The sequence below is a fragment of the Cupriavidus sp. FW216-B1 genome, assembly GCF_058789195.1.
In genome coordinates, this window is record NZ_JBYTEL010000001.1 from 682022 (window position 1) to 701729 (window position 19708).

Below are 19708 nucleotides of genomic sequence, written 5' to 3' on the forward strand. Positions count from 1 at the left end.
TGCTGCCCGGGCCGCGCTAGCGCCCGAAGCCGAGCACGCGCACGGTGGCGTCCGGCTGGGCGCTCCACCTGGCGGCGGTGTTTTCGATCTGCTCGAGCTGGTCCATCGCCGAGGAGCAGGCGTAGCCGTACTTGGCCCGCACGCGCTCGGAGGCGCTGCCCAGCGCCTGGCGCGCGCGCGCGAGGAAGTCCTCGAGCGGATAGTCCTGCCCGGCGGCGAAATACTCGGTGACGACCGACGAGGGCGAGTAGCAGGTGGCCTGGCTGTTGTCCGGCCATTGCACCCGGAAATGCGTGACTGGCATGGGTAGTCCTTATGCGGTAAGCGGTTCCGTGCCGCGCGGCACGATGAAGGCGTCGCTGGCGAAGTCCCACAGCACGGCGCGCTCGCCGTCCCGCTCGACCCGCACCGCGCGCGTGGCGTCGATGGCGCCGATGTCCGCGCACGCGATGCCGCGCGCGCGGAAGCGCGCGCCCACGGCTTCCACGTCCTGCTCGTCCACGGCCAGCAGGAAACCGAAGCTGGGGAAGGCGCTCAGCCAGCGCTGCGGGTCCACGCCGGGCGGGGCGGGGATGCGCGCGAGGTCGATGACGGCGCCCACGCCGGAGCACTCCAGCAGCATCAGCGCGGTGCCGAGCGTGCCGGCCATGCTGATGTCCTTGGCGGCGGCGCACAGGCCGTCCTCGGCCAGCGCCGGCAGGATCTCCAGGTCGCCGCGCAGGCGCTGGGCCGGCGCCTCGGTGGAGGCGTTCCAGTACGGATACGGCTCGACGAAGGCGCCGCGCAGGTCCACCGCCATCAGCAGGCGCTGGCCGGGACGCGCGGCGAAGCTGGAGAGCAGGCGCGTGGCGCGCCCGAGGATGGCCACCGCGAGCTGGGCCTGGTCGGCGCGGGCGTTGCTGTGCCCGCCCACGATCGGCACGCCGTAGCGCGAGGCCGCCGCCGCCATGCCCTTGAAGACCTCGGCGGCATCGTCCACGCCCTGGCTCCAGATCGCGTCGACCACCGCCAGCGGGCGCCCGCCCATCGCGCACACGTCGCTGATGTTGACCATCACCGCGCTGTAGCCGGCGAACCACGGCATGGTGCGGATGAAGTCGCTGACCATGCCTTCGATGGCGAACAGCAGGTAGCCGCCGCCGTCGGCGATGGCGGCGCAGTCGTCGCCCACGGCCACGGCCTGGTCGAGGTCGCGCGCGCCGCCGGGCAGGGCGCTGCCGAGCGAGGACAGCATGCCGGCGATGTCGGTCTTGTGGCCGAAGCCGCGGCTGGCGCGCTGCGCGCGCACGAGTTCGTCGAGCGTCATCGCGCGGCCCTGCCTTCGGCGACGAAGCCTTCGCGCGGCGTGTGGCAGGGCGGGTACATGTTCAGGTCCGCCTGCATCAGGTGGTGCGGATGGCCGAGCAGCGTTTCCTCCGACAGCACGCTCCAGTGCAGGCGCCGGAACAGCGGCACGTTCTGGCTCTGCACGTGGGCCAGGAAGCGCTGGCAGCCCAGCGCGTTGGCGCTGCTCACGGCCAGGCGGATCAGCGTGGCGCCGATCTTGCCGTGGCGGCGGAAGGCCGCGTCCACCGCCAGGCGCGAGCCGAACCACACGCCGGGCTCGCTCTCGTGGATGCGCACGGTGCCGACCACCTGCTCCGGCTGGCCGGGCCGGGACACCACGGCCACCAGCAGCTGGGCCACGTCGTCGACGGCATCGCGGTCGTCGCCGGCGAAGATGCCCTGCTCGTCGCAGAACACCGCGCGCCGCAGGCGGTAGGCCTGCTCGCTTTCCCAGGCCGCGTCGGCCCAGCGCACGCGCAGGACCTCGGCGGCCGGCACTTCGACGCAGAGATCGGCTTTCATGCTGCCAGCCCTTCGTAGGACGACAGCGACGAGCAGGCGCCGCACTTGCCGCAGCCGGCCTTGATGTCGGCCGAGCGCATGCCGGCCGCGGCGACCATCGCGCCGAGCGGCTGCAGCACCGACTTCATGAATTCGGGCGTGGGCGCCGGGTGGTCTTCCAGCGGCGTGCCGGAGATCGGCACGAACGGCACCACGAACGGATAGACGCCGATGTCGAGCAGCTCGCGCGAGATCGACAGGATGGCCTCGGCGGTGTCGCCCAGGCCGGCGAGGATGTAGGTGCTGACCTGGCCGCGGCCGAACACCGCCACCGCGGCCTTGAACGACTCCATGTAGCGGGACAGAGGCACCGAGGCCTTGCCCGGCATGATGCGCTCGCGCACCGACGGCGTGACCACTTCCAGGTGCATGCCGAGCGTGTCGATGCCGGCCGCGCGCATGCGGCTGAACCAGCGGTCGTCGTCGGGCGGCTCGCACTGCGCCTGGATCGGCAGGTCGACCGCGGCGCGGATGGCGAACGCGCTGTCGCACAGGATGCTGGCGCCGCGGTCCGGCGTGGGCGGCGTGCCGGTGGTCAGCACCATGTGCTTGACGCCGTCGAGCAGCACCGCGGCGCGCGCCACCTCGGCCAGTTGCTCGGGCGTCTTGCGGGCGATGGTGCGGCCGGCCGCGAGCGACTGCCCGATCGAGCAGAACTTGCAGGTCTTGCGCCGGCTTTCGTAGCGGATGCAGGTCTGCAGCACGGTGGTGGCCAGCACGTCGGCGCCGTGCAGCGTGGCGATGTGCGAGTAGGGCACGCCTTCCATCGTCTGCATGGCGTAGAAGCGCGGCGTCCTGGGAAAGCTGATGCTGGCGATCGGGATGGTGCCGCGCGTGAGCCTGACCGCGCCGCTGGCGTCGGGCGCGGAGGCGACGAACGGCGAATCCCAGGCCGTGCTGGTATGCACCGGCACCATGATGGTCACGCCGTCGATGGTCACCGCCTTGTGGTCCGACGGGCCCGCGCCGCCGCGGCGGCTGGCCGCCCCCGCGCGCGGGTCTTCCAGGCGCATGCCGACGGATTGAAGCTCAGTCATCAACTGCCGGCTCGAGGCCGGCGTCGTCTCGCTGGAGTGCATGTTGGGGGCTCCCGTTGAAGTTGGCGAATGCGGTGCTCATGGCCGAGACCGTGGTGGCCGGCCGGTCGTTGATGGCGAGGCTCAGCAGTTCGGGGCGCGCGTAGTGCCCCACCGAGTCCATCATGCGTTTGCGCTTGGTGATGAGCGACATGTCCAGGTCGGCGATCACCAGGCCTTCGCCCTCGCGCAGCGGCGTGGCGAGGTGCTTGCCCTCGGGCGAGATGATCGCGGTGTTGCAGCCGCCGCGCAGGGCCTTCTGCAGCTCCGGGTCGGTGGTCACGGAGGCGATCTGCTGCTCGGTCAGCCAGCCGGTGGCGTTGACCACGAAGCAGCCCGACTCCAGCGCGTGGTGGCGGATGGTGACTTCGATCTGGTCGGCGAAGACCGGGCCCACCAGCGAGCCCGGGAACTGGCTGCAGTGGATTTCCTCGTGCTGGGTCATCAGCGCGTAGCGCGCCAGCGGGTTGTAGTGCTCCCAGCAGGCTAGCGCGCCTACGCGGCCGACGGCGGTGTCGGCGACCTTGAGGCCGGCGGCGTCGCCCTGGCCCCAGATCATGCGTTCGTGGTAGGTGGGGGTGATCTTGCGGCGCTTGAGCACGAGGCGGCCGTCGGCGTCGAAGATCAGCTGGGTGTTGTAGATGGTGCCGTGGTCGCGCTCGTTGACGCCGAGCACCACCACCATGCCGTGCCGGCGCGCGCGCTCGGCGACGGCGTGCGTGACCGGGCCGGGTACCACCACGGCTTGCTCGTACAGGCGCATGTGGTCGGCGCCGGCCTGCACCGGCGGCCGCACGAAGGAAAAATACGGGTAGTACGGCACGAAGGTCTCGGGGAAGACGATCAGTTGCACGCCCTCCAGGGCGGCCTTGTCGATCGCCTCGCAGACCTTGCCGAGCGTACCCTCGCCGTGTTCGAGGTCCGGGGAGATCTGGACCGCGGCTGCGCGCACGATGCGTTTCTGTGACATGGTGATACCCGCCTCTCTGTGCTTAAACCGTCCAGGTGTCGATGATCAGCGCGTTCTCCTTGCGGTGCAGGAGCTTGAGGTCGAGCACGTCGAGCGGGTTGATCGGGCGCACGCCTTCGATCAGCGAGGCTTCGCCGTGGCCGTACAGCGCCTGCAGCGCGAAGCGGCAGGCGTAGACCTTGCCGCCTTCGTCCATGAACTTGGTGAGCTGCTTGTTGAAGTTCAGGTGGCCCGGGAAGGCTTCGTCGCCCAGCGTGGGGAAGCCGCGCTGCAGGCCCAGCGTGACGCCCGGGCCATACAGCAGGATCGAGGTCTCGAAGCCCTTGCGCTGCAGGCGGGTGGCCTGCAGCATGTTGACGAAGCCGATCGAGCCTTCGAAGGCCACGGTGTGGAAGGTCACCAGCGCCTTCTCGCCCGGCTCGGCCTTCACGTCCTCGAAGACCTTCTCTTCGTAGTCGACCAGGAAATCGCCCTTCTTGTGGGCCGGTTTGTTCACTGCGGGCATGTTTTTGCTCCAATTCGTTGGGGTTCAGTCGATCAAGCGATCCGTCGATCGATCGATCGGCCGGGGGGCCGACGTGGAACCTTGTGCAACCGGTATGCCATCCGCGCGGCATGGCCATGCGATCAATCTGCGATCTGGCAGGCGCAGCCGCATTGATCGCATCAGTGATCGGCAGCGATTCGCGCGCGGCGAGTACCGCGATTGCCACCTCGCGGCCACGCGCCGGCTGCCCGGAATGCACCGCGGCGCGGCCGGCGGGGCGATCGCATGCGCTCAATCGGTGCAATCAGGCTCGTTCACGCACCATCATGCTGCGCGAATTGATGCAATCAATATTGCTTGGGAAAAGCAATCGCTTGGTGCTAGCCTTGAGGCTCGAATCCAGCTACCGGAGCCCGCCTTGTCTGGCCTGACGAACCATTGGGAAAAGCGCATCGCAGAGAGTCCGAAGCCGGCCTATCTGATGATTCCCGACCTGATCGAGGAGGCGCTCGCCAGCGGCCGCCTCCAGGCGCGCGACCGGCTGCCCGCGCTGCGCGACCTCGCCGACGCGCTCAAGCTCAACTACACGACGGTGGCGCGCGGCTACAACGAGGCGCGCAAGCGTGGCCTGATCGACACCAAGGCCGGCAGCGGCACCTACGTGCGCGGGCGCGCGCCGGCGCTGCCGCTGCGCGCCGGCACCGGCGCCGAGATGACCATGAACATGCCGCCCGAGCCGCCGGCGCTGGCCGCGCGGCTGCGCGAGTCGATGACGCGCCTGATGGGCGCCACCGATCCGTACACGCTGCTGCGCTACCAGGACTTCGGCGGCACGCCGGCCGACCGCGCGGTGGCCACCGGCTGGCTGCGGCGGCTGGTGCCGGCCTGCAGCGCGGAGACCGTGCTGATCGCGCCCGGCATCCACAGCGCGCTGGTGGCGCTGCTGTCGCAGTTGTCCCGGCCGGGCCAGGCGATCTGCCTGGACACGCTGGCCTATCCCGGCATCAAGGCCATCGCCGCGCAGCTCGGCGTGCAGTTGCAGGCGCTGCCCGGCGACGAGGACGGCCCGCTCGCGCCGGCCTTCGAGGCGCTGTGCAAGACCCAGAAGCCGGCCGCGTTCTACTGCAACCCCACGCTGCAGAACCCGAGCACGCGCACGATCCCGCAGCGCCGCCGCGAGATCCTCGCCGACATCGCGCTGCGCTACAGCGTGCCGATCATCGAGGACGACGCCTACGGCATGCTGCCGCACAGCGTGCCCGATGCGTTCGCCACGCTGGCGCCGGAGCTCACGTACTACGTGACCGGGCTGTCCAAGTGCTTCGGCGCGGGCCTGCGCATCGCCTTCATCCACGGCCCCAACGCGCGCCAGACCCAGCGCCTGGCCGGCACGCTGCGCGCCACCACGGTGATGGCCAGCCCGTTCAACACGCTGCTGGCCACCGCGTGGATCCAGGACGGCACCGTGGACGACATGCTCAAGGCGATCCGCGCCGAGAGCGTGGCGCGCCAGGCGATCGCGCAGCGCATCCTGGCGAGCCGGCCCTACGACGCCGATCCCGGCGGCTTCCACCTGTGGCTGCCGATCCCCGGCGAAAGCGTGTGGAGCCCGTCCGAGCTGGCGCTGCACCTGCGCTCGCGCAGCATCGGCGCGGTGTCCAGCGCGGCGTTCTCCACCGACGGCAACCCGCCCGACGCGGTGCGCATCTGCCTGGGCGGCCCGAGCGACCGCGACGAGGTGGAGGAATCCCTGCAGATCATCGCCGACACCCTGGACGACCCGCACCACCTGCACTCGGCCATGCTCTGAGGCGCCGGCGCCGGTAGAATGTCCGGTGGCCGCGAAGGCCGGAATTTCCAGGGCAGCGAAGGCAACGACAGGGTGGACCGACTACGACAACAGGGTTTTCTTCTGACCCGGCACTGGCGCGACACCGCGGCCGGCGCCGAGGTCGAGTTCTGGCTGGCGACCGACGACGGCCCGCGCCATGTCCGCCTGGCCCCGCAGCAATCGGTGGCCTTCATCCCGGCCGAGCACGGCGAGCGCGCCACGCAGGCGCTGCGCGGCGAGCGCGGCTTCGAGCTCAAGCCGCTGCCGCTGACCGACTTCCACCAGCGCCCGGTGCTGGGCCTGTACTGCCCGCAATACCGCCAGCTCGGCAAGCTGGAAAAGCTGCTGCGCGAATACGGCGTGGACGTCTACGAAGCCGACATCCGGCCCACCGACCGCTACCTGATGGAGCGCTTCATCAACGCGCCGGTGTGGTTCGGCGGCGAGCCGCCCGCGCCCGGCAGCGCGGGCCCGCTGCTCAACACCCAGATGAAACCCGCGCCGGACTACCGGCCGCGCCTGAAGCTGGTCTCGCTCGACATCGAGACCACCGCCCACGGCGAGCTGTACTCGATCGCGCTGGAAGGCTGCGGCCAGCGCCAGGTGTACATGCTCGGCCCGCCTAACGGCAACGCCGACGGCATCGATTTCGACCTCGAATATTGCGCCAGCCATGCCGACATGCTGGAGCGGCTGAACCAGTGGATGGCGCGCCACGACCCCGACGTCCTCATCGGCTGGAACGTGGTGCAGTTCGATTTGCGCGTGCTGCAGAAGCACGCCGACCGCTACCGCGTGCCGCTGCGCTTCGGGCGCGGCGGCGGCCTGCTGGAGTGGCGCGAGCACGGCTTCAAGCAGGAGCATTATTTCGCCTCCGCCGCCGGGCGCCTGATCGTCGACGGCATCGAGGCATTGCGCTCGGCCACCTGGAATTTCCCCTCGTTCAGCCTGGAAAGCGTGGCGCAGACGCTGCTCGGCGAAGGCAAGTCCATCGACAACCCGTACCAGCGCATGGCGGAGATCGACCGCCGCTTCGCCGAGGACAAGCCCGCGCTGGCGCGCTACAACCTCAAGGACTGCGAGCTGGTCACGCGCATCTTCGCCAGGACCGAGCTGCTGCACTTCCTGCTCGAGCGCGCCGCCGTCACCGGCCTCGCCGCCGACCGCAGCGGCGGCTCGGTGGCCGCGTTCAGCCACCTGTACATGCCGCTGATGCACCGCCAGGGCTACGTGGCGCCCAACCTCGGCGACGTGCCCGAGCAGGGCAGCCCCGGCGGCTTCGTCATGGACTCGCGGCCGGGCCTGTACGACTCGGTGCTGGTGCTCGACTACAAGAGCCTGTACCCGTCCATCATCCGCACCTTCCTGATCGATCCGGTCGGGCTGGTGGAAGGCATGCAGCATCCGTCCGACGCCGATTCGGTGCCGGGCTTCCGCGGCGCGCGCTTCTCGCGCGGCAAGCACAGCCTGCCGGCCATCGTCAGCCAGATCTGGCAGGAGCGCGAGGCCGCCAAGCGCCAGCGCAACCAGCCGCTGTCGCAGGCGCTCAAGATCATCATGAACGCCTTCTACGGCGTGCTGGGCTCGAGCGGCTGCCGCTTCTTCGACCCGCGCCTGGCCTCGTCGATCACCATGCGCGGCCACGAGATCATGCACCGCACGCGCGAGCTGATCAAGGCGCGCGGCTACGAGGTCATCTACGGCGACACCGACTCCACCTTCGTCTGGCTCAGGCACCCGCACTCGGAGCGCGACGCGCAGCAGCTCGGCCGCGCGCTGGTGGCGCACGTCAACCAGTGGTGGCGCGACCACCTGCGCGCGGCCTACGGACTCGAAAGCGCGCTGGAACTCGAATTCGACACCCACTACCACCGCTTCCTGATGCCCACCGTGCGCGGCGCCGAGCAGGGCAGCAAGAAGCGCTACGCCGGACTGGTGACGGACGAGCACGGCAACGAGGAGATGGTGTTCAAGGGGCTGGAGACCGTGCGCACCGACTGGACCCCGCTGGCCCAGCGCTTCCAGCAGGAGCTCTACCAGCGCGTGTTCAAGAAGCAGCCCTACCGCGAATACGTGCAGGACTACGTGGCGCGCACGCTGGGCGGCGAGTTCGACGACCTGCTGGTCTACCGCAAGCGCCTGCGCCGGCCGCTGGAAGCCTACCAGCGCAACGTGCCGCCCCACGTGCGCGCCGCGCGCGCGGCCGACGAGTTCAACCAGCGCGAGGGGCGGCCGCTGCAATACCAGAACGGCGGCTGGATCAGCTACGTGATGACCACCGCCGGCCCCGAGCCGCTGGAGACGCGGCGCGGCGCGCTCGATTACGACCACTACCTGGAGCGCCAGCTGCAGCCGGTGGCGGACGCGATCCTGCCGTTCCTGGACGAGGATTTCTCAAGGCTGGTGACGGGGCAGCGGGATTTGTTCTGAGGCAGCGGAGAGAAGCCCGCGCACGGCTCAATGCGCCGCGGCCGCCGCGTCCGACATCGGCCCCTTCACCGGCCCTTTCACCGGCCGCGTGAGCCAGACCAGCGGCACGATCATCACGAAGATCACGCCCGAGATCCAGAAGATGTCGTTCAGGCCGAGCATGATCGCCTGCGCGTTGAGGCCGCGCTCGAAGTAGGCCACGGCCTGCTCGGGGCTGAAGTTGAGCGTGGACTGGATCGATGCGAGCGCGGCGTGGTAAAGCGGGCTGGTCGGGCTGGCCTGCTCGGCGAGCTGGCTGTGGTGCAGGACGCTGCGGTCGTTCCACGCCGTGCCGGCGATCGACGTGCCGGCGGCGCCGGCGAACACGCGCGCGAAGTTGGACAGGCCGGCGGCGGCGGGGATCTTTTCCGGGGGCAGGCCGGACAGGATGATGGAGGTCAGCGGCACGAAGAACAGCCCGGTGGGGATGCCCTGCAGCAGCGTCGGCAGCACCAGCGTCCACGTATCCACGCCGGTGGTGTAGTGCGAGCGCATGAAGAAGACGGCGGCGAAGCCGAGGAAGGCGGCGGTGGCCCACACGCGCAGGTCGAGCCGGGGCAGGCACTTGCCGAGCACCGGCGTGAGCAGCACAGCGAAGATGCCCAGCGGCGCGGTGGCCAGCCCGGCGTTGACGGCCGGGTAGTTCAGGTACTGCTGCATCCATTGCGGCAGCAGCACGAGGTTGGCGAAGAACACCGCGTAGGCGACCGAGATGGCGACGGTGCCGCCGAGGAAGTTGCGGCGCTTGAACAGGCGCAGGTCGATCACGGGGTTCTTCTCGGTCAGTTCCCAGATCACGAAGAAGGCGAAGCCGAGCAGGGCCACCACGGCGAGCGTGACGATCACCGGCGAGCTGAACCAGTCGAGGTCCTTGCCCTTGTCGAGCATGATCTGCAGCGCGGCGACCCACAGCACCAGCGCGCCCAGGCCGACCACGTCGATCGGCAGCTTGCGCGGCGGGGTCTCGCGGTCGCGGTAGATGGCCCAGGTCACGGCGGCGGCGAACAGGCCGACCGGGATGTTGATGTAGAAGATCCACGACCACGAGTAGCTGTCGGTCATCCAGCCCCCCAGCGCGGGGCCGGCGATGGGGCCCACGGTGGCGGTCATGGCCCACAGCGCGAGCGCGGTGGCGCTTTTTTCCTTGGGATACGAGCCGAGCAGGATGGCCTGCGAGAGCGGCACCAGCGGGCCGGCCACGGCGCCTTGCAGGATGCGCGCGGCCAGCAGCACGGTGAGGTTGGGCGCCATGCCGCACAGCCACGACGACAGCACGAACAGCAGGATGGCGCCCACGAACAGGCGGATCTGGCCGACGCGCTGGGTCAGCCAGCCGGTCAGCGGGATCGACACCGCGTTGGCCGCGGCGAACAGCGTGATGACCCACGTGCCTTCGTCGATGGAGACGCCGAGGTTGCCGGAGATGGTGGGGATGGCCACGTTGGCGATCGACGAATCGAGCACGTTCATGAAGGTGGCCAGCGCCACCGCGAAAGTGGCCAGCACGAGCTTGCCGCCGGTCAGCGGCGGCGGTGGGGCGAGAGGTTGGGATTGGGCTTGCATGGGGCGCTCCGGCGCGGTCTCGGTGGATGCCGGCGGCTGGCCGGCATCTGCTGATAAGTCAGATAATTGCTCAAAAAAAAGATCAGACGCCTGCGCCGGGTTTCGCCGGGCGCGCCGCCTGCGTGGCCTGCGCGCCCGGGCCGCTACCGCCGTTGCTGCTGCCGTTGTTGCCGCTGTTCTGCGCCACGATGCGCGCGATCTCGCCGTCGGCTTCCGCGCCGTAGCGTTCGAACACGTCGGTCTTGTAGACGGTGCGGTAGCCGGTGCCGGCGCCGTCCGCGGCGGGCGCGAGATGCGAGCCGCCGGCGTTGCGGGTGTCGACGTCCACCTGCATCGACAGGCCGATCTGCAGCGGGTGCGCGCGCAGTTCCGCCGCATCGAGCGCGATGCGCACGGGCAGGCGCTGCACCACCTTGATCCAGTTGCCGGTGGCGTTCTGCGCGGGCAGCGCCGAGAACGCGCTGCCGGTGCCGGCGGAGAAGCCGACCACCTTGCCGTGGTAGGTCACGCCGCTGCCGTACAGGTCGGCGTGCAGCGCCACCGGCTGGCCGATGCGGATGTTCTTGAGCTGCACTTCCTTGAAATTGGCGTCGATCCACACGCCGTCGAGCGGCACGATGGCCATCAGCGGGTTGCCGGGCGCGACGCGCTGGCCTACCTGCACCGAGCGGCGCGCCACGTAGCCGGCCACGGGCGCGGGCAGGCTGTTGCGCGCGTTGGCGAGGTAGGCGTCGCGCACCCTGGCCGCGGCGGCCTGCACGCTGGGGTGGCTCGACACGCTGGCCTGGTCGGTCAGCGCGCGGTTGGCGGCGAGCTGCTGGCGCGCGGTCTCGAGCGCGGCGGCGGCGGTCTTGACGGCATCGCGCGCGTGCGCCACGTCTTCGGCGGCCACGGCGCCGCTCTCGCTGACCTCGGTGCGGCGGCGCAGGTCGTCGCGGGCGCGCGCGAGGTCGGCCTCGCGCTGGGCGATGGTGGCGGCGAGCACGCCGTTGTTGACGTAGAGCGCGCTGACCTGGCGCACGGTCTGGCCGAGCACGGCCTCGGCGTTGGCCAGCGCCACGCGGGCATCGGCCGCGTCGAGGCTGACCAGCGGCTCGCCGGCCTTGACGATCTGCGTGTCGTCGGCGTTGACCGCGATCACGGTGCCGGTGACTTGCGGCGTGATCTGGACCAGGTTGCCGTTGACGTAGGCGTCGTCGGTGTCTTCGTGGAAGCGGGCCACGGTGTAGTAGTACGCGCCCCAGCCGGCGGCGGCCAGCGTTGCAGCGAGGCCGAGCACGGCCAGGGAGCGCCTGCGCGCGTTGGCCGCGGGCCGGGCCGCGGCTTGCGGGTTGTCTTGCCGGGGGCTGGGTTCGGTCTGGTTCTGGGTAGTCATGGCGGCACCTGTGTGCGGAAGTCGCGGTGAATGGGGGTTGACGATTTGCGGTTGGGTGAGCGGCGGCGGCAGGCCGGTTCAGCGGGCCAGCGCCACCTGCGCGGCGGCGTCCGGCGTGTCGGCGTAGCCGCCGCCGAGCGCGGCGGCCAGCGCGATCTGGCGGTCGCGGCGGGCCATGCGCAGGTTGGCCACGGCCTGGGCACTGGCCAGCGCGTTGGTCTGCGCGTTGAGCACGGTGAGCTGCGTGGTCAGGCCGGCCTTGTACTGCGCCAGGGCCAGCGCGAGCGCGCGCCGCGCGGCTTCGTCGCTGCGCACGGCGTTGGCGATCTGGGCGTCGGTGGCGCGGATGTCGGCGAGCTGCGTGGCGGCGTCGGCCAGCGCGTTGACCAGCGTCTCGTTGTAGCTGGCCACGGCGAAGTCGAACTCGGCGTAGCGGCCCTTGAGCTGGGCGCGCAGCGCGCCGCCGTCGAAGATCGGCAGGTGGATGGCCGGGCCGGCCGCCACGGTGCCGCTGGCCGCGCGCAGGAAGCGGCCGAAGCCGAACGCGTCGAGGCCGATGGCGGCCGACAGGTTGATGTCCGGGTAGAACTCGGCCTTGGCCACCTTGATGTCGTGCAGGGTGGCGTCCACGCGCCAGCGCGCGGCCACGATGTCGGGGCGGCGCGAGACCAGGTCGGCGGGCAGGTTGTCGGGCAGGCGCACTTCGTCGCCGGCGCCCAGGCTCGGGCGGGCGATGGCCAGGCCGCGGTCCGGGCCCTGGCCGAGCAGCGCGCCGAGCTGGTAGCGGGTGCGCAGGATGCTGCCTTCCAGCGCCGAGACGGCGACCTCGCTGGTGGCGAGGTTGGCCTCGGCGGTGCGCTTCTCGACCTCGGTTTCCAGGCCCATCCGCACGCGGCCGTCGGTCAGGCGCAGCACGGCGGCGCGCTGGGCCACCTCGTCGCGGGCGATGTCGAGCAGCGCGTACAGGCGCGCCAGTTCGTTGTAGGCGCGCGCGACCGCGGTGCCGAGCGTGAGCCGGACCTGCTCCGACTCGGCCTCGCTGGCGCGCAGGGCGGACACCGACGCGCGCAGCGCTTCGCGGTTCTTGCCCCACAGGTCCAGTTCATAGCTGGCGCCCAGCACCGCCTTGTTCTCGGTCTGCCACGAGCCGCCATACGGCGGCGGCGTCATGGCGTTCGCGGAAAAGCGCTGGCGGTTCCACGAGTAGCCGAAGCCGACCTGCGGCAGCGTGCTGGCGTTGGCGCTTTCGCTGACCGCGGCGGCGGCGGCCACGCGCGCGCGGGCCTTGTCCAGCGAGGGGCTGCCCTGCAGCGCTTCGGCAAGCAGGGCCTTGAGCTGCGCGTCGCCGAACTGGCCGGCCCAGTCGGGCGACGGCCAGCGGCCTTGCGCGGTGGGGATGCTCCGCGTGGCGGCGTAGTCGCCGGCGCCGGCGATCTGCTTGTCGCTGTGGATGCCGGCGTAGTTGGCGCAGCCGGCCAGCACGGCGACCATCAGCGCGGAGAGGGCGAGGCCGGCCGGGCGGGCAAGGCGGCGCAGGCGGCTGGCCGGATTGGTATGCTGATTTCTCATTTTCTGACCTATCAGTTAATTGGGCGAAAAAAAGCGGGCTCAGGCGCCTGCGAACTTGACCAGCAGCCGTCGGAACTCGGCGAACTCTTCGCGCGAGAACGCGGCGAGGCGGGCATTGAGCACGTCCGGCGCGATCTCCGCGGCGCGTTCGGTGACTTGCCGGCCCGCCCCGGTCAGCGCCAGGTTGACCACGCGGCGGTCGTCCAGGCTCCGGCTGCGGCACAGCAGTCCGCGGGTCTCGAGCTTGTCGAGCATGCGCGTCATCAGGCCGGTGTCCACGCCGAGCCGCCTGCACAGCCCGAACGGCGTGGCGTTGCCGTGGCGCATCGACAGCAGGATGGCCATCTGCTGGCTGTTGATGCCGAGGTCCTTCAGCGCGGCGTCCAGTTCTTCCATCAGGCCGTTGCGGGCGCGATTGAGGAAGTACCCGACGCTGTGGGTCAGCGGGTAGGTTTCCCTGGTGTAGTGGTTCACGGCTGCCTCCCGTTCTTGATTGATCGAACAGTAGCTGACATGTCAGATAAAGACAAGAGGAATTTGCGAGCGGAAGTTCGAGCCGGAAGGCAAGAGGCGGGAGCGGCGCGGTTCCCGCCTGTCTTGCCGGAGCGTTCGTGCGGGCAATTTCCTCCTGTCGGGGTAGGTCCGGGCCGCATGCGGTGACGGCAACGCGACTTGCGCCCTGGCGGCCTTGAGCGTGCTCCCCGAGGGCGGGACGGCGGCATCGGGCATGTGTGCCGCCTCACGCACGGCGGCAAGCGCGGTTACGATGTCGGCGACAACAACGGCGATCACAATCAAGGGAGTGCAGCGGTGGAACTCAATCTGCGGGACAAGCTCGTCATCGTCACGGGCAGCAGCAAGGGCATCGGGCTGGCATGCGCGCGGGCATTCGCGCGCGAGGGCGCGCGCGTCGCCATCATCTCCAGGGACCCCGGCAACGTCGAGCGCGCGCTGGCCGGACTGGCGCAGGAGGGCATCCGGGCCGCCGGCTACGCGGCCAACCTGTCGGCGTACGAGGACGCGGCCAGGGTGGTGGCGGCCATCGAGGACGAGCAGGGCGCGGTCGACGTGCTGATCAACAGCGCCGGCGCGGCCAAGCGCTACGAGCCGGAGGCGCTCGACGGCAATGCGCTGCGCGCGGGCATGGAGGACAAGTATTTTCCCGTCGCCAATGCGCAGGAGGCGGTGCTGGCGCGCATGCGGCCGCGCGGCAGGGGCGCCATCGTCAACATCATCGGCACCGGCGGCAAGATGCCGACCTCCACCCATCTCTCCGGCGGGGCGGCGAACGCGGCGCTGATGCTGTCCACGGTGGGCCACGCGGCGCACTATGCCGCGCTGGGCATCCGCATCAACGGCATCAATCCGGGCCACACGCTGACGGGGCGCGTCGAGCAGTCCCTCGCGCTAGAGGCCAAGCGGCTCGACATCAGCCGCGACGAGGCCTTCGCCCGCACCGCGGCCGACGTGCCGCTGGGCCGCTACGGCCGGCCCGAGGAGATCGCCGATGCGGCGCTGTTCCTCGCCAGCGAGCGCGCCAGCTACATCGTCGGCGCGATCCTGTCGGTCAACGGCGGGCGCGGCCCGGTGATCTGAACCCGCCGCCCAGGCGGAAGTCGCGCACGTAGGTGAAGCGTCCGGCCAGCTTGGCCGGCAGGTCCACGCGCGGCACGCCCTTGCCGACCAGCGCATGCGCGGCCGCGCCAGCCCGACGTCGGGCTCCTCGGCCACCATCTGCGCCAGCGCGATGCGCGCGCCGGTGCCGAGGTCGACCTTGCCGCTGTACACCGTGACGCATGCGACCAGCCGCCGCGGGAACAGGAGCGGGGCGCGCGCATTTCCACGGCACGGAAATACCGGGTCGTTTTTGCCGGCACATCTCTTAAACTCGGCTGGCATCAAGGCATGCCGCAGCGACGGCACACGAGAAAAAAGGAGACATTGGCATGGCCCATATTTCTGGCCGCCGCCGGGCGCTGCTGCTGGCCGCGCCGGCGGCGCTCTGCGCGGGCTGGCTGCCGCGCGCCCACGCCGCGGCGTACCCGGACAAGCCGGTGCGGCTGGTGGTGCCGTTCGCCGCGGGCGGGCCCGTGGACGGCATCGCGCGCATGCTGTCGCGCCAGATGGGCGGCGGGCTGGCGCAGCCGGTGGTGGTGGACAACCGGCCCGGCGCCGGCGGCGTCATCGGCCTGAGCGCCATCGCCAGCGCGCCGGCCGACGGCTACAGCATGGTGCTGTCGTCGATCCAGCTGGTGACGAATCCGGCGCTGATGCCGTCGCTGCCGTTCGTGGCCGAGCGGGATTTCGCGCCGGTGACGGTGGTCGGGTTCATCCCGCACGCGCTGGTGGTGCGCGGCGACTATCCGGCGCGCACGCTGCAGGATCTCGTCGCGATGGCGCGCAAGGCGCCGGGCTCGATGAACTACGGCTCGTCCGGCAACGGCACCTCGGCCCATCTGGCCGGCGCGATGTTCGCCGAGCGCGCCGGCATCCGCGCCGTGCACGCGCCGTACCGCGGCGCCTCGCCGGCGCTGACCGACCTGCTGGGCGGGCAGATCCAGTTCATGTTCCTCGACGTGCCGACCGCCTTGCCTTACCTGAAATCCGGCAAGCTGCGCGCACTGGCGCTGGCGCCCAGCAGCGGCGCCTCGGTGCTGCCCGACGTGCCGACCATCGCCGCCTCCGGTTATCCCGGCTTCGACATCCACGCGTGGTACGGCCTGCTGACGCGCACCGGCACGCCGCCCGAGATCCAGCAGCGGCTCTACCAGGAAACGCGCCGCGCCATCCAGAGCGAGGCAGGGCGGGCGTACCTGAAAGCGCAGGGCATCGAGCCGGGCGGCATGCCGCCGGCCGAGTTCGGCGCGCTGATCCGCGCGGACCTGGCTAGCTGGCGGGGCGTCGTCGAGCGCCTGCACATTTCTCTGTCCTGAGCCTTCCTCGGAGTTTCCAACCATGCGAATTGTCATTCCCGACGACTATCAGGGCTGCGTCCGGGGCCTGCACTGTTTCTCCACGCTGGCCGGCCACGACGTCACCGTCTACGAGGACAACGTCAAGTCCCTCGATGCGCTGGCCGAGCGCTTCCGCGACGCCGACGCGCTGGTGCTCACGCGCGAGCGCACGCAGATCACGGCCGCGCTGCTGGACCGCCTGCCACGGCTGCGGCTGATCAGCCAGACCGGCAAGGTGGCCGGGCATGTGGACGTGGATGCCTGCACCGCGCGCGGAGTCGCCGTGGCCGAAGGCTCGGGTTCGGGCGCCGCCACGGCGGAGCTGACCTGGGCGCTGATCCTGGCGAGCCGGCGCCATCTCGTCGCCGAGGTCAACCGGCTGCGCGGCGGCCAGTGGCAGGGCACGCTGGGGCAGGAGCTGCGCGGGCAGCGGCTGGGGGTCTGGAGCTATGGCCGCATCGGCAGGCAGGTGGCCGCCTACGGGCGCGCCTTCGGCATGAAGGTGTGGGTGTGGGGCCGCGAAGGTTCGGTGGCGGATGCGCGCGCCGACGGCTTCGAGGCCGCGCCGTCGCGCGAGGCTTTTTTTGCCGAGAGCGACATCGTCAGCCTGCATGTCCGGCTCAACGCCGAGACCGAGGGCCTAATCGGCGCCGCCGATCTGGCGCGCATGGGCCCGGCCGCGCTGCTGGTCAACACCAGCCGCGCCGAGCTGGTGGCGCCCGGCGCGCTGGTGGCGGCGCTGCGCGCGGGCCGCCCGGGCTTTGCGGCGGTCGATGCCTATGAGCAGGAGCCGGTGCTGGGCGCCGCGCATCCGCTGCTCCAGCTGGACAACGCGCTGTGCACGCCGCACATCGGCTTCGTCGAGCGCGACAACTACGAGGCGTACTTCGGCACCGCCTTCGACAACATCAACAGCTTCTTTGCCGGCGTGCCGAAGAACCTCGTCAACCCGCGGGCGCTGGAGGTGGCGCGGCGCTGAAGCCAGCCTCGCCGCCGGCGCCTAGCTGGTCTCCCGGAAGCCGAAGAGGAAGACCGATGCGATGACCGCGCCGTACAGCACCATGCCGAGCGCCGAGGCGGCGAAGAACGCGACCAGCGAGCCGGTGAGGTGGATGGCCAGCCATCCGCCGCCGACCGCGACCAGCAGCCGCAGCAGGCCGGCCAGCAGCGGCCATTTCAGGCGGCGCGCGCCCTGCGAGGCGAAGTACAGCGCGAATCCCAGCCCGAAGAAGCCATAGAAGGGGCCGACCACGCGCAGGTAGGTCGTGCCCGTCGCGAGCATGCCCGGATCGGTGCCGAACAGCCGGAGCCAGCTCAACGGCCAGATGGCGGCGCACAGGCCGATGGCCTCCGTCACCGCGAACGACATCGCGCCGCCGATGAGCGCGATCTGGCGCACCCGCGCCGGCTGGCGCGCGCCCAGGTTCGAGCCGACCATCGCCACCAGCGGCGCGCCGATGCCGAAGGCCACCGGAATGACGAGATATTCGAGCCGCACCCCGGTGCCGTAGCCGGCCAGCGCCGACACCCCGAAGCTCGCGCCGACCATCGCGGTGGTGGCGCCGATCATGGTGTTGGTGATGAACGGGTTGATCGCGGCCACGCCGCCGACCGAGAGTATTTCCATCGCCAGCGGCCAGCGCAGCGGGCCGCGCTGCAGCTTCGCGGCGTTGCGCCCGCTCAGGCAGTACCAGGCCAGCACGGCGGCGCCGAGCGCGTAGTAGATGAGCATGGCGACGCCCGCGCCAGCGATGCCGAGCTCCGGCATCGGGCCCCATCCGAAGATCAGGCTGGGCGACAGCGGGATCAGCAGCAGCGCGCCGCCGCAGATCACCGCGCCCGGCGTGACCATGTTGCCGGTGCCGCGGATCACGCTGGCCAGTGCGTTCATGACCCACATCATGACCGAGCCGGCGAAGACGATGTCCGAGTAGGTCAGCGCCGCGTCCAGCGCGGCGCCGCTGCCGCCGAGCGCGCGGTAGAGATACGGGCCGGCAAGCAGCAGGGCGGCGGACGAGACGATGCCCAGTCCCGCGTTGATGGCCACCGCGTGCAGGGCGAGGCTGCTGGCTTCGGCATGCCTGCCGCCGCCGAGCGCGCGCGACACCGCCGCGGAAATGCCGCCGCCCATGGCGCCGCCGGCCATGTTCTGCAGCAGCATCAGCACCGGCAGGACCAGCGCCATGCCGGCCAGCGGCGCCGTGCCCAGGCGCGAGACGAACCAGGTCTCGATCAGGCCCGTGCTCGACTGCGCCAGCATCATGGCGAGGTTGGGCCAGGCCAGCCGCGCGACCGTCGGCAGCACCGGCCCCTTGAGCATCGCCTGCAGCCGCGGGTTGGCCGCCACGCTGGCGGCATGCGGCGCATTGGATGCCGCGGGAGTCGTCATTCTGTCACCTCGGAGGGATTCGCACGGTGACTGGCACACCGCCTCGGCCGATGCCACATGCAGGCATATGCAAGTAGCCGGAAACGCAAAGGTATGTGCATATGCAAGCAATGTCAAGTGAGGTAAGCTCGCCGCATCACGTCCACTGCCGCGGCCAGGACCGCCAAGCCACAATGACATCCCTCCGGAGCGACGCAACCCTGTGCAATGGCGGCGCGCTGCGCAAGGCAGCCCGCCGCGTGTCCCAGCTCTACGACGCCGTGCTGGCGCCGTGTGGCCTGAAGCTGTCGCAGCACGCGATCCTCGCCCACGTCGACCGCGCCGGGGCGCCGCCGTCGATGGGGCAACTGGCGAAGGCGCTGGTGCTCGACCGCTCCGCGCTGGCCCACAACATCAAGCCGCTCGAGCGCGACGGCCTGATCGAACAGTTGCGGGACCCGGAGGACGGCCGCAGCCGCCTCGTCGCGCTGACCGACGCCGGCCGGAGCAAGCTCGTCGAATCGAAGCGGCTGTGGCGCCTGGCGCAGGCGCGGTTCGAGCACGTCTACGGCGAGGACGACGCGAAGGCCCTGCGCAGCGCGCTGGCCAGGATTCATTCCGATGAGTTTGCCGAGGACTTCGTGGCCGTTGGCGACTGAACCGGCCACGCGCGGCGGGCGGGGGCGGGGCGCCCGGTCCGGCCCGGCAGGCGCGGGGAGGGCGGCGATGCCCTCCACTGCCGGAGGGCTTATTTGGACGGTGGAGCGGGCGGCTCTGGGACGGCACCAGTGCGATCCCAGGCGATATTCCGGCAGCGGCGCATGCGCCCGCCGGACGGCGGCATGCGGCTACCGGCTGCTTTCCCTCACCGAGCCGACCTTGGGCCGCGTCGCATAGTCGACGCCGTGCTGTTCCAGATAATCGCGGATCAACTGGCGCACGACCTGCGATGGCGTCTGGTCCTGTGCCGCGCACAGCGTCTCGAAAGCTTTCTTCTTCACCGGGTCAATCAACACGGTAAGCCGTGCGGTCTTGGTTTCCATGCGTTTTCCATGCGTATCAGAGTCGCATCGTATGATAATGCTATTATCATAGTATACAACCTGACAGCCGGAGTACTGGCCCGCTGGCTCAGGCTGGCCGTGCCGCCCCGGGACCG

At 70.6% G+C, this 19708-nt stretch carries 18 protein-coding genes; 6 read left to right on the plus strand and 12 right to left on the minus strand.

Translation table 11 applies throughout. From position 1 onward, the window contains the following. Positions 1-16: 16 nt before the first annotated feature. The 6 genes from AC3WXD_RS02910 to AC3WXD_RS02935 are packed head-to-tail and all read right to left on the minus strand — an operon-like array spanning position 17 to position 4438. Entirely contained in the window at positions 17-304 is a 288-nt protein-coding gene (locus tag AC3WXD_RS02910; RefSeq protein ID WP_059411721.1) for an MSMEG_0570 family nitrogen starvation response protein, read from the minus strand. A 9-nt stretch (positions 305-313) separates the two neighbouring features. Continuing rightward, complete coding sequence (locus AC3WXD_RS02915; protein ID WP_492323002.1) at positions 314-1306, minus strand: sll0787 family AIR synthase-like protein; 993 nt, start codon at positions 1304-1306, stop codon at positions 314-316. Then, a complete protein-coding gene (locus AC3WXD_RS02920; protein WP_020202498.1) occupies positions 1303-1848 on the minus strand; it encodes an MSMEG_0567/Sll0786 family nitrogen starvation N-acetyltransferase in 546 nt (181 codons plus the stop codon). Before AC3WXD_RS02920 ends, AC3WXD_RS02915 begins: the two co-directional genes overlap by 4 nt. Next, positions 1845-2924 (minus strand): MSMEG_0568 family radical SAM protein, encoded by a 1080-nt coding sequence (locus AC3WXD_RS02925; protein ID WP_059411719.1) that lies wholly within the window; start codon positions 2922-2924, stop codon positions 1845-1847. Before AC3WXD_RS02925 ends, AC3WXD_RS02920 begins: the two co-directional genes overlap by 4 nt. After that, on the minus strand, positions 2917-3933 hold the full coding sequence (locus AC3WXD_RS02930) for a Nit6803 family nitrilase (RefSeq protein ID WP_020202500.1): 1017 nt from the start codon (positions 3931-3933) through the stop codon (positions 2917-2919). The genes AC3WXD_RS02925 and AC3WXD_RS02930 overlap by 8 nt, the downstream gene beginning before the upstream one ends. A 22-nt stretch (positions 3934-3955) precedes the next feature. Then, on the minus strand, positions 3956-4438 hold the full coding sequence (locus AC3WXD_RS02935) for an MSMEG_0572/Sll0783 family nitrogen starvation response protein (RefSeq protein ID WP_020202501.1): 483 nt from the start codon (positions 4436-4438) through the stop codon (positions 3956-3958). Positions 4439-4838: 400 nt separating this feature from the next. Between AC3WXD_RS02935 and AC3WXD_RS02940 the strand changes: the two genes are divergently transcribed. Together AC3WXD_RS02940 and AC3WXD_RS02945 are read left to right on the plus strand one after the other, a co-directional pair. Then, positions 4839-6230, plus strand: a complete 1392-nt coding sequence (locus AC3WXD_RS02940) for an aminotransferase-like domain-containing protein (protein ID WP_020202502.1) — start codon at positions 4839-4841, stop codon at positions 6228-6230. Positions 6231-6248: 18 nt separating this feature from the next. Then, on the plus strand, positions 6249-8681 hold the full coding sequence (locus AC3WXD_RS02945) for a DNA polymerase II (RefSeq protein WP_492323003.1): 2433 nt from the start codon (positions 6249-6251) through the stop codon (positions 8679-8681). Between the two features lie 27 nt (positions 8682-8708). Here the strand turns inward: AC3WXD_RS02945 and AC3WXD_RS02950 are convergent, their stop codons facing one another. The 4 genes from AC3WXD_RS02950 to AC3WXD_RS02965 form a co-directional block, all read right to left on the minus strand. Continuing rightward, a complete protein-coding gene (locus AC3WXD_RS02950; protein ID WP_020202504.1) occupies positions 8709-10283 on the minus strand; it encodes a DHA2 family efflux MFS transporter permease subunit in 1575 nt (524 codons plus the stop codon). Positions 10284-10365: 82 nt separating this feature from the next. Beyond that, positions 10366-11658 (minus strand): HlyD family secretion protein, encoded by a 1293-nt coding sequence (locus tag AC3WXD_RS02955; RefSeq protein WP_492323004.1) that lies wholly within the window; start codon positions 11656-11658, stop codon positions 10366-10368. A 78-nt stretch (positions 11659-11736) separates the two neighbouring features. Next, complete coding sequence (locus tag AC3WXD_RS02960; protein WP_492323005.1) at positions 11737-13227, minus strand: efflux transporter outer membrane subunit; 1491 nt, start codon at positions 13225-13227, stop codon at positions 11737-11739. A 39-nt stretch (positions 13228-13266) separates the two neighbouring features. After that, on the minus strand, positions 13267-13701 hold the full coding sequence (locus AC3WXD_RS02965) for a MarR family winged helix-turn-helix transcriptional regulator (protein WP_020202507.1): 435 nt from the start codon (positions 13699-13701) through the stop codon (positions 13267-13269). 336 nt (positions 13702-14037) lie between these two features. On the opposite strand from AC3WXD_RS02965, the gene AC3WXD_RS02970 reads away from it, so the two are divergent. The 3 genes from AC3WXD_RS02970 (at position 14038) to AC3WXD_RS02980 (ending at position 17160) form a co-directional block, all read left to right on the plus strand. Beyond that, positions 14038-14823: an SDR family NAD(P)-dependent oxidoreductase gene (locus AC3WXD_RS02970; RefSeq protein ID WP_492323006.1), complete on the plus strand. Its 786-nt coding sequence runs from the start codon at positions 14038-14040 to the stop codon at positions 14821-14823. A 350-nt stretch (positions 14824-15173) separates the two neighbouring features. After that, positions 15174-16160, plus strand: coding sequence for a tripartite tricarboxylate transporter substrate binding protein (locus AC3WXD_RS02975; protein ID WP_059411716.1), 987 nt, complete (start codon positions 15174-15176; stop codon positions 16158-16160). Between the two features lie 22 nt (positions 16161-16182). After that, complete coding sequence (locus tag AC3WXD_RS02980) at positions 16183-17160, plus strand: D-2-hydroxyacid dehydrogenase family protein (protein ID WP_492323007.1); 978 nt, start codon at positions 16183-16185, stop codon at positions 17158-17160. A gap of 21 nt (positions 17161-17181) precedes the next feature. Here AC3WXD_RS02980 and AC3WXD_RS02985 read toward each other — a convergent pair whose 3' ends face one another. Further along, a complete protein-coding gene (locus AC3WXD_RS02985; RefSeq protein ID WP_492323008.1) occupies positions 17182-18570 on the minus strand; it encodes an MATE family efflux transporter in 1389 nt (462 codons plus the stop codon). Positions 18571-18743: 173 nt separating this feature from the next. Here AC3WXD_RS02985 and AC3WXD_RS02990 point away from each other — a divergent pair, with 173 nt between their 5' ends. Then, positions 18744-19208, plus strand: a complete 465-nt coding sequence (locus tag AC3WXD_RS02990) for a MarR family winged helix-turn-helix transcriptional regulator (RefSeq protein WP_020423748.1) — start codon at positions 18744-18746, stop codon at positions 19206-19208. A gap of 189 nt (positions 19209-19397) precedes the next feature. Here the strand turns inward: AC3WXD_RS02990 and AC3WXD_RS02995 are convergent, their stop codons facing one another. Then, complete coding sequence (locus AC3WXD_RS02995; protein WP_020202513.1) at positions 19398-19592, minus strand: hypothetical protein; 195 nt, start codon at positions 19590-19592, stop codon at positions 19398-19400. Between the last annotated feature and the right edge of the window lie 116 nt (positions 19593-19708).